The organism is Kitasatospora sp. NPDC059747 (assembly GCF_042732955.1).
Lineage (GTDB): Bacteria > Actinomycetota > Actinomycetes > Streptomycetales > Streptomycetaceae > Kitasatospora.
On record NZ_JBHWGV010000014.1, the window covers coordinates 35,466 to 45,223 of the forward strand.

Below are 9,758 nucleotides of genomic sequence, written 5' to 3' on the forward strand. Positions count from 1 at the left end.
CCCTCGTGCTATCTTGGGGGGGGGGGGGGGGGGCGCCCGCGCGGGGGGGGGGGGGGGGCGGGGCCCCGGCTCGGTGCGGGGGGAAGCGATTACCAGCCGCGGTTGGCGTAGCGCTCGGTCTCCGGCAGGGTGTCGCAGTTGATGCCGACCATGGCCTCGCCGAGGTTGCGCGAGGCGTCCGCGATGATCTTCGGGTCGTCGAAGAAGGTGGTGGCCTTCACGATGGCGGCGGCGCGCTTGGCCGGGTCGCCCGACTTGAAGATGCCGGAGCCGACGAAGACGCCCTCGGCGCCCAGCTGGCGCATCAGCGCGGCGTCGGCCGGGGTGGCCACGCCACCGGCGGAGAACAGCACGACCGGCAGCTTGCCGAGCTCGGCGACCTCCTTGACCAGCTCGTACGGGGCGCGCAGCTCCTTGGCGGCGGCGTACAGCTCGTTGTGGTCCAGGGCGCGCAGCTGGCCGATCTCGTTCTTGATCTGGCGCAGGTGGCGGACCGCCTCGACGACGTTGCCGGTGCCGGCCTCGCCCTTCGAGCGGATCATGGCCGCGCCCTCGGCGATGCGGCGCAGGGCCTCGCCCAGGTTGGTGGCGCCGCAGACGAAGGGGGTGGTGAAGGCCCACTTGTCCGAGTGGTTGACCTCGTCGGCCGGGGTCAGGACCTCGGACTCGTCGATGTAGTCGACACCGAGCGACTGCAGGACCTGGGCCTCGACGAAGTGGCCGATGCGGGACTTGGCCATGACCGGGATCGAGACCGCCTCGATGATCTCCTCGATCATGTTGGGGTCCGACATGCGGGCGACGCCGCCGTCCTTGCGGATGTCGGCCGGGACCCGCTCCAGCGCCATGACGGCGACAGCGCCGGCGTCCTCGGCGATCTTGGCCTGCTCGGCGTTGACCACGTCCATGATCACACCGCCCTTGAGCTGCTCGGCCATGCCGCGCTTCACCCGGGCGGTGCCGATCTGCGGCTGGTCTGCGGTGGTGGGGGTGGTGGACACGTGAGACCTCACTCGAAGATGAACCAGTGCTATCGCCCTATGGTAGGCGCATGAATTGACGCATCCATGCGCCACCAAGTCCAGCCCGCCCCACCGGATGCGACAAACAGGCCCTATCCGGGCGTCAGGCCGGAGCGCCCTCCGGGGTCAGCGCCGGAGGCGGCGCGTCGTCCATCTCGAAGGCCATCGGGAAGGGCGCCTTGCCCGCCAGCCGGAAGTACCGCACCAGCCGGTGCTGGCGCACAGCCCGGGCCGCCCGCACCGCGTCGTTGTGGAACCGGCGCGCCATCGGCACCCGCCGCACCGCCGCCGTGAGGTCCCTCACGGCCTCGTCGCCGCCCGGCTCCGCCACCAGCGCCGCCACCTGCTCCGGCTCGGCCAGCACCGCCCGCAGCGCCAGGCTCAGCTGGCTCTCCGCCACCTCGCGCTGCTCGTCGTCGGCCTGCCGGGCCGCGTGCGCCGCGTCCAGCAGCAGCAGCGACGCCGCCGGGTCCAGCAGCGACGAGGTCGCCAGCTCCATCGCCACCGACGCCCGGCGGACCAGCTGCGCGTCCAGCGCCGCACGGGCCGCGTCGATCCGGGCGTGCAACCGGTCCAGCCGGCCGGCCGTCCAACTCAGGTACATGCCGAACAGCACCACGGCCACGCCGGCCCAGATCCACGTAGTCACGGGCCGCTACGTTACCGGGCCGGAGAAACGTGGAACGCAGGCCGCCCGGTCAGGCGGCGGTAGCGTTCCGGTAACTCCCCCGGTCGATGTCCTCGACGTTCACCGCGGTGAACAGCCGGGTGCCGGCCGGCGGCGTGACGTGCGCGGCCAGCAGCGCCAGGACGCCCTCGCTGAGCGCCGCCTTCGCCTCCGGCGTGCGGCCCGGGAAGATCTGGAACTGGACGTACACCTGGGCGTCGGCGCCCTCGCTCTCCCCCACCACGAACTCGTCGTTGGCCCGGAAGAGCGTCTTGCACGCCTCCGGCTTCGCGTCGATCGTGCTCACCGCGAGCCGGTTGATCGCCAGGCCCAGCGCCCGGCGGTCGAAGGCACCGGCCAGGCCGGCCGAGTAGTCGACGGAGATCTGCGGCATCGTTGCCCCCATGGGTCACGGCAGTACGGACGCCCGACCCTAACCCCCGCTCACACCCGGATCAGTCCCTGGCCAGCCCGAACCGGCCCCGCCGCCCGCTGCGCACGTCCTCCTCGACGACCGCAGCCGCGCCCGCCGTCACCGTCTCGTACACCGCGAGGATGTCCGCGCCGACCGTCGACCAGTCGAAGCGCCGCACGTGCCGCGACGCCGCCTTCCGCAGCTCCTCCAGCCGCGCCGGGTCCCCCAGCAGCCGCAGCGCCGACTTCGCCAGCGCGTCCGCGTCCTCCACCGGGAACAGCTCGCCCGCGTCACCGCCGTCCAGCACCTGCTTGAACGCGTCCAGGTCGCTCGCCAGCACCGGCGCGCCCGCCGACATCGCCTCGACGAGGATGATCCCGAAGCTCTCGCCGCCGGTGTTCGGCGCCACGTACAGGTCCACGCTGCGCAGCAGCCGCGCCTTCTCGCGGTCGCTCACCATGCCCAGGAACTCGACCTGCGCCCGCACCTCGGGCGCGAGGCCCGCCACGGCCTCCTCCTCGTCGCCCTTGCCCGCCACCAGCAGCCGCACGCCCGGCCGCTCGGCCAGGATCCGCGGCAGCGCCGCCAGCAGCGTCGGCAGGCCCTTGCGCGGCTCGTTGATCCGCCCGATGAAGCCGATCGTGCCCGGCTCGCCGGCCGCCGCGCCGCCCGTCCAGCGCTCGTCCGGCTCGGCCTCCGCGAAGAAGCCGACGTCCACGCCGTTGGGGATCACCACCGCGTCCCCGCCCAGGTGCTCGACCAGCGTGCGCCGCGCGTACTCCGACACCGCGATCCGGGCCCGCATCTTCTCCAGACCGGGCTGGAGGATCGGCGAGGCCGCGATCATCGCCCGCGAGCGCGGGTTCGACGTGTGGAACGTCCCCACCATCGGCCCGGACGCCGACCACGCGGCCAGCATCGACAGGCTCGGCGAGGCCGGCTCGTGCACGTGCAGGATGTCGAACCGCCCGTCGTGCAGCCACCGCCGCACCCGCGCCGCCGACAGGATCCCGAAGCTCAGCCGCGCCACCGAGCCGTTGTACGGCACCGCCACCGCCCGCCCGGCCGAGACCACGTACGGCGGCAGCGCCTCGTCGTCCTCCGCGGGCGCCAGCACCGACACCTCGTGTCCGAGGCCGATCAGGTGCTCGGCCAGGTCCCGGATGTGGAACTGCACCCCGCCGGGGACGTCCCAGTCGTACGGGCAGACGATGCCGATCTTCACGGGTTCCTCATGCTCCTTCGCGTGCTCCGGTACGGCAGCGGGCCCGGCGTCTCAGGACCCGGTCGCCTCCGCCGCGGGCTCGCCGGCCGGCTCCGGCGCGTCCCCGCGCACCGGCAGGACCCGCTCCCCCACCTGCTCCCCCGCTGTCCCCCCAACCGTCTCACGGACGGGAAGGTCGGCCAGCCAGAAGCGCTGCAGCATGTGCCAGTCCTCGGGGTGCTCGGCGATCCCCCGCTCCCACACGTCCGCCATCGCCTGCGTCATCGCCAGCGTCCGCTCCTTGCGGTCCCCCTCCGCCGGCACCGGCACCTCCGGGTGGATCAGCGCCCGCAGCAGCGGCCCGTCGTACCAGAGCGTCACCGGCAGCAGCGCCGCCCCCGTCCGCTGGCACAGCGCCGCGGGACCGGCCGGCATCCGCGTCGCCTCGCCGAAGAACGACACCTCGATGCCCGCCTCCGACAGGTCCCGGTCCCCCACCAGGCACACCAGCCGCCCCTCGCGCAGCCGCCGCGCCAGGGTGCCGATCACGTTCACCCCGCCGCCGGTCAGCGCCAGGACCTCCATGCCCTGGCCCTCCCGGAACTCCACGAACCGGTCGAACAGCCGCTCCGGCTTCAGCCGCTCGGCGACCGTCGTGAACGGATGGCCCTGCTGCGCGACCCAGGTGCCCGCGAGGTCCCAGTTGCCCATGTGCGGCAGCGCTATCACCGCGCCCCGGCCGGCCTCCAGCGCCCCGCGCAGGTGCTCGAAACCCTCCACCTGCACGTCCCTGGCAATCCGCTCCCGGCTCCACACCGGCAGCCGGAACGACTCCATCCAGTACCGCAGGTACGAGCGCATCCCCGCCCGCGACAGCGCACGCAGCGCCACCTCGTCCAGCCCGGGACGGACCCGCCGCAGGTTCGCCTCCAGCTGCAGCACCCGCTTGCCGCGCTTGCGCCACGCGTAGTCCGCCAGCCGGTCGAACAGCGCCCGCGCCACCCGCTCGGGCAGGTGCTTCAGCACCGCCCAGCCCAGCGCGTACGCCCAGTACACCAGTCGGTCCGTCACCGCAGGACGCCCCCCATCAGCTCCCGGCCGCCACACGGTCGGCCTCGAACGCCTCGCGGCGCACGGTCAGCATCCGCTGCAGCACCGTGATCAGGCTGCCCACCGCGACCAGCCACAGCGCCACCGGCAGCAGCCACTCCACGTACGGCACCCCGAACTCGTGCAGACCCGCGACCCCGGCCGCCACCAGGCTGGCCACCAGCCGCTCGGCCCGCTCCACCAGCCCCGACACGTCGCACGCCAGGCCCTGGCTCTGCGCCCGCGCCTTCGTGTACGACACCACCAGACCGCTCGCCAGGCACACGATCGCCACCGCGCACAGCAGGTTGTTGTCGCCCTTGCCCGCGTACCACATCGCCAGACCGCCGAAGATCGCCGCGTCGGCGACCCGGTCCAGCGTCGAGTCCAGGAACGCGCCCCACTTGGTGCTCCGGCCCAGCTGGCGCGCCATGTTCCCGTCCACCAGGTCCGAGAAGATGAACAGCGTGATCGTGATGGTGCCCCAGAAGAACTCCCCGCGCGGGAAGAACACCAGCGCACCGGCCACCGAACCGGCGGTACCGATCAGCGTCACGGCGTCCGGGCTCACGCCCAGCCGGATCAGGAACGCGGCGAACGGGGTCAGGACACGTGTGAAGAAGGCACGCGCGTATTTGTTGAGCATGGCCTTCCCGACCGCTCCGATCTCCCTGGTACCCGCCTGGCGCAACACGCGCGGCAGACGGCCGGACGGATCAGCCCGCCCGGCGCACCCATCGTAGCCACGCCGACGACACGCTCCGGCGCACGCACCGCCCGACGGCGCACCGACCGACCCGCACACGCGCACCACGATCGGCCGCCCGCACGACACGCGCCCCGGCGAGACCCGACCCTAGACTTTCGAAAGACAGCCTCGGCGCCACGGGAGGAGACCCCGATGCCCGACCGCAGCACCGCACGAGCCGGCCAGGCCCCCAACGTCACCGGCCCCCGCGACCTGCGCAACGTCGTCCTCATCGGCTGCAGCGGTGTGGGCAAGACCACCCTCGCCGAAACCCTCGCCCTCACCGCCGGCGCCACCGGCCGGGCCGGCCGCGTCGCCGACGGCACCACCGTCTCCGACCACGAGGACATCGAGCACCAGCAGCAGCGCTCCGTCCAGCTCGCGCTGCTCCCCCTCGAATGGCGCGGCACCAAGATCAACCTGATCGACCCGCCCGGCCACCCCGACTTCGCCGCCGACCTGCGCGCCGCCCTGCACGCCGCCGACGCCGCCGTCTTCGTCGTCTCCGCCACCGACCCCGTCACCGCCCCCACCCGCGCCCTCTGGCGCGAGTGCGCCGCCGAAGGCATCCCCCGCGCCGTCGCCGTCGCCAAGCTCGACCTCGCCCGCACCGGCTTCGACGACATCCTCACCGCCTGCCACGACGCCTTCGAGCTCGGCCCCGACACCCTGCGCCCGCTGTTCCTGCCCGTCCACCACGACGGCCACCCCGACGGCAGCGTCGACCTGCTCACCGGACAGACCTACGGCGACGCCACCCCCCTGCCCGACACCGCACCCGCCCGCGAGAGCCTCGTCGAAGCCATCTCCGGCCAGGACGACGCCCTCATGGAGCGCTACCTCGCCGGCGACACCCTCGACACCGACGCCCTCGAAGCGGGCATGCGCCGCGAAGTCCTCGCCTGCACCCTTCACCCCGCCGTCCCCACCAGCGAGAACGGCCTCGGCGCCGCCGAACTCCTCGACCTCATCGCCCACACCTTCCCCGACCCCACCGAACGCACCCGCCCCGGGCCCGCCTGCGACCCCGACGCCCCCCTCGCCGCCCAGGTCATCCGCGTCACCGGCGACGCCTACGTCGGCCGCATCAGCCTCCTGCGCGTCTACGCCGGCACCCTGCGCCCCGACACCCGCATCCACCTCACCGGCCCCGCGCACCCCGCCGACCAGGACGGCGACGAACGCGTCACCGCCCTCAGCAGCCCCTTCGGCAAACTCCAGCGCCCCGTCCCGCACGCCGTCGCCGGCGACCTCGTCTGCGCCGCCAAACTCACCACCGCCCGCGCCGGCGACACCGTCCACGACCCCGGCCACCCCGTCGAACTCGACGGCTGGACCCTCCCCGAACCCCTGCTGCCCATCGCCGTCGAAGCCCACAGCAAGGCCGACGACGACAAGCTCTCCCAGGCCCTCACCCGGCTCACCGCCGAGGACCCGGCCCTGCGCCTCGAACAGAACCCCGACACCCACCAGCTCGTCCTCTGGTGCACCGGCGAGGCCCACGCCGACGTCGTCCTCGACCGCCTGCGCACCCGCCACGGCGTCCACGTCGACACCGTCGAGCCCAAGGTCGCCCTGCGCGAGACCTTCGGCAGCGCCGCCGCCGGCCACGGCCGGCTCGTCAAGCAGTCCGGCGGCCACGGCCAGTACGCCATCTGCGACCTCGAAGTCGAACCCCTCCCCGCCGGCTCCGGCTTCGAGTTCCAGGAACACGTCGTCGGCGGCGCCGTGCCCAAGCACTTCATCCCGTCCGTCGAGAAGGGCGTCCGCGCCCAGCTCGCCAAGGGCGTCGCCACCGGACACCCGCTCGTCGACGTCCGCGTCACCCTCACCGACGGCAAGGCCCACTCCGTCGACTCCTCCGACGCGTCCTTCCAGACCGCCGCCGCCCTCGCCCTGCGCGACGCCGCCGAACACGCCGTCATCCGCCTGCTCGAACCCGTCGCCGCCGTCAGCGTCCTGCTCCCCGACGACTACCTCGGCGCCGTCCTCGGGGACCTCTCCGCACGCCGCGGCCGCGTCCTCGGCAGCGACAACGCCGGCCCCGGACTCACCCTCCTGCGCGCCGAGGTCCCCGAGCTCGAACTCACCCGCTACCCCCTCGACCTGCGCTCCCTCACCCACGGCACCGCCGAGTTCAGCCGCGCCTACCTGCGGCACGAACCCATGCCCGCCGCCATCGCCGAACGCTACGACGACTGAACGGCCTGCCGGTTCGGCAGCGCGCACGCCGGCGTACCACCCGGCATCCGGTGCCGGTTCCTCGCCACCCAGCGGTACACCACGCCCACCACCGGCCGCACCGGAGCCAGCGTCAACAGCGCGCCCAGGTACGCCCACGCGCCGCCCGACCGCATCAGCAGCCGCGCCACCGCCTGCGCACCCCCGTACACCCGCCCCGCCGGAGTCACCCACAGCACCTCGCGCTCCGCACGCTCCCAGGTGACCTCGCCCGCGCCACCCGCCCGCGCGTCCAGCGCCGCCAGATCGGCGAACTGGAACGGCACCGCCTCCCAGCCCCCCGACGCCAGCGTCTGCCGCAGATACCGCTCCGCCCACCCCAGGCACGACGAGCAGAACGCGCAGTCCCCGTCGAAGACCAGCACCGGATCCTTCACGGCAACCCCTTCCATCGCAGTCACGATCATCCTGCACCCACGCCACCGGACCGGAACCACCGGGTATCGACACCGGCGAAGCTGGGCATCATGCCTCTCGAACCAACGCGGCAGCCAACGCGGCAACCAACGCGGCCCGATCGTGACGGTACTTCAGACGATCATCCGCGCAGCACCACCACGGCACGGTAACCTGCCGCTGACAAGGGGAGGAGGGGACACCACCGTGACCACACTCGACATGACCCCGGGTGCGCAGATACCCCGGACCGACGCCGGCCCGCAGACCGCCGTCACCCAGGCGCTCTCCTCCGCGGCCTACCGGGACGGCGAGATCGAACCCTTCGTCGAGAAGATCGGCGCCGCCACCTACAAGAAGCCACGCTTCCGGCTGTTCCGAGCCAATCTCGGCGAGGCCTTCAGCACCGCCGTCATCGCCCGCGCCCTCGGCGCGACCCGCAAGCCCATCGTGCCCTCCTTCGGCACCGACACCCGCCAGATCGTCGAACACTGCCTCGCCGCCCAGGAGTTCCGCGGCAACCGGGACCGCCAACTCACCACCATCACCGTGGTGTTCGGCCTCCTCGCCCTGCCCGGAAGCCTCATCTGGCTGGCCGCGTTCTACCTCCGCACCTGGCTCCTCAAGGACAAGTCCCGCCAGAACGAGGTCTACGGCGGCCTCGCCCTCCTCGCCGCCGGCGCCGTCGCCGTCCTCCTCGCCCTGCGCCCCCCGGCCGCCGGACTCCTCGGCCTCTACCTGCGCATCACCATGATCGCCCCGGTGATCGGCTGGTTCCTCGCCAAACGCATCGTCCTGCGCTCCACCCGCGAACTGCGCGCCCGCTGGCAGGCCCTCGTCGAGGGCAACGCCGTCGCCGCCACCGTCGCCAAGGCCGTCCCCCGCGACGACCTCGACAAGAAGGCCGTCGACCTGCGCGACAAGCTCGGCCGCCTCGAAGCCGAGCAGGAGACCAACGTCCAGCACTACGCCGGCCCCAAGGGCATCCTCGGCGTCGGCCGCCGCTGGGGCGAATGGCGACTCGTCGACGTGCTGCGGCCCGCCGAGGGCCACAGCGACTTCCGCGCCTTCCACCCCTGGGACCTCGTCCGCAAGATCGGCGCCCACCTCAAGGGGCTCTCGATCAGCGAGGTCGCCAACAGCGGCATGACCAACGTCTCGATCAAGCAGTGGGCGGTGCTCGAAGTCGGCGAGAACGCCGACGAGATCTCCCGCCCCGCGGGCGCCGACATGGACGGCGACCGGATGCGCGACTTCGCCGTCCAGACCATCGCCGACAAGCAGACCTTCTCCGGCGGCGGCGCCCGGCACTACCTCGCCACCCAGTTCATCACCTTCGACGGCAAGCTGATCATCACCTTCACCGTCACCGTCACCCTGCTCGCCAACACCCTCACCGTGACGGTCGCCGGCTACGCGCTCGGCCCGGTCGCCGGCGTCTTCGGGGACAAGCCCGCCCCCAAGGAGAAGACGATCCAGAAGACCGGCAAGTTCTGGGAGGAGCGGACCGTCCAGCTCCCCCTGATCGACAACGACGAAGTGGTGCGCCAGGCCCTGCGCGCACCCCTGGTCCGCATCCCCGGGCTGCTCGCCTGGCTCGGCGGCGGCATCGGCCTGCCCGAGCCCTTCGGCTTCCGGCACGCCTGGGCGAACCCGCCGTGGAGCAGCCGCTTCATGACGGACAACGCGCTCAACGCCTCCGTCCCGGTGCTCAGCGCGGTCCACGCCGCCACGCTGGAGTTCCTGGAGGAGCACGACCTCGACACCGAGCGCTTCTTCAAGAACCGCACCTCGATCATCAAGTCCGAGGCGCAGGGCACCCGGCCGTACAAGGTCGACCAGTTCGACGCGGGCTGAGCGATCGGCCGGGCGACACGACGGAGGGGCGGGGGGGCGGGGGAGGCGGGGGGCGCCGCCGCGCCCCGGCGCCCCCGCGCGGGCCCGCGGCGCCCGCGACCGCGGCAGCACCCTCTCGG

9 protein-coding genes are annotated in these 9,758 nt (G+C 73.0%); 2 read left to right on the forward strand and 7 right to left on the reverse strand.

All coding sequences use genetic code 11. The features are described from left to right. Nucleotides 1-89: 89 nt before the first annotated feature. From pdxS to pgsA, 6 genes are all read right to left on the reverse strand, one after another. Nucleotides 90-1,001, reverse strand: a complete 912-nt coding sequence (gene pdxS / locus ACFV4G_RS08855; protein ID WP_360230125.1) for a pyridoxal 5'-phosphate synthase lyase subunit PdxS — start codon at nt 999-1,001, stop codon at nt 90-92. 124 nt (nt 1,002-1,125) lie between these two features. Continuing rightward, entirely contained in the window at nt 1,126-1,671 is a 546-nt protein-coding gene (locus tag ACFV4G_RS08860; RefSeq protein WP_380438016.1) for a hypothetical protein, read from the reverse strand. 49 nt (nt 1,672-1,720) lie between these two features. Beyond that, nucleotides 1,721-2,083: a 5-carboxymethyl-2-hydroxymuconate Delta-isomerase gene (locus ACFV4G_RS08865; protein ID WP_380438018.1), complete on the reverse strand. Its 363-nt coding sequence runs from the start codon at nt 2,081-2,083 to the stop codon at nt 1,721-1,723. 61 nt (nt 2,084-2,144) lie between these two features. Beyond that, nucleotides 2,145-3,329 carry a glycosyltransferase family 4 protein gene (locus ACFV4G_RS08870; RefSeq protein WP_363648673.1) on the reverse strand — a complete coding sequence of 395 codons (1,185 nt, stop codon included), beginning with the start codon at nt 3,327-3,329 and terminating at the stop codon, nt 2,145-2,147. Between the two features lie 51 nt (nt 3,330-3,380). Beyond that, nucleotides 3,381-4,379 carry a phosphatidylinositol mannoside acyltransferase gene (locus ACFV4G_RS08875; RefSeq protein WP_380438020.1) on the reverse strand — a complete coding sequence of 333 codons (999 nt, stop codon included), beginning with the start codon at nt 4,377-4,379 and terminating at the stop codon, nt 3,381-3,383. Nucleotides 4,380-4,395: 16 nt separating this feature from the next. Further along, nucleotides 4,396-5,043, reverse strand: coding sequence for a phosphatidylinositol phosphate synthase (gene pgsA / locus ACFV4G_RS08880; RefSeq protein ID WP_380438022.1), 648 nt, complete (start codon nt 5,041-5,043; stop codon nt 4,396-4,398). Nucleotides 5,044-5,298: 255 nt separating this feature from the next. On the opposite strand from pgsA, the gene ACFV4G_RS08885 reads away from it, so the two are divergent. Continuing rightward, nucleotides 5,299-7,347, forward strand: coding sequence for an elongation factor G-like protein EF-G2 (locus ACFV4G_RS08885; RefSeq protein ID WP_380438024.1), 2,049 nt, complete (start codon nt 5,299-5,301; stop codon nt 7,345-7,347). On the opposite strand, the gene ACFV4G_RS08890 is transcribed toward ACFV4G_RS08885, so the two are convergent. Then, nucleotides 7,335-7,778, reverse strand: a complete 444-nt coding sequence (locus ACFV4G_RS08890) for a thiol-disulfide oxidoreductase DCC family protein (protein WP_380438113.1) — start codon at nt 7,776-7,778, stop codon at nt 7,335-7,337. The two genes, ACFV4G_RS08885 and ACFV4G_RS08890, sit on opposite strands and share 13 nt — an antisense overlap. Before the next feature lie 211 nt (nt 7,779-7,989). On the opposite strand from ACFV4G_RS08890, the gene ACFV4G_RS08895 reads away from it, so the two are divergent. Beyond that, a complete protein-coding gene (locus tag ACFV4G_RS08895) occupies nt 7,990-9,639 on the forward strand; it encodes a hypothetical protein (protein ID WP_380438026.1) in 1,650 nt (549 codons plus the stop codon). Nucleotides 9,640-9,758 lie beyond the last annotated feature (119 nt).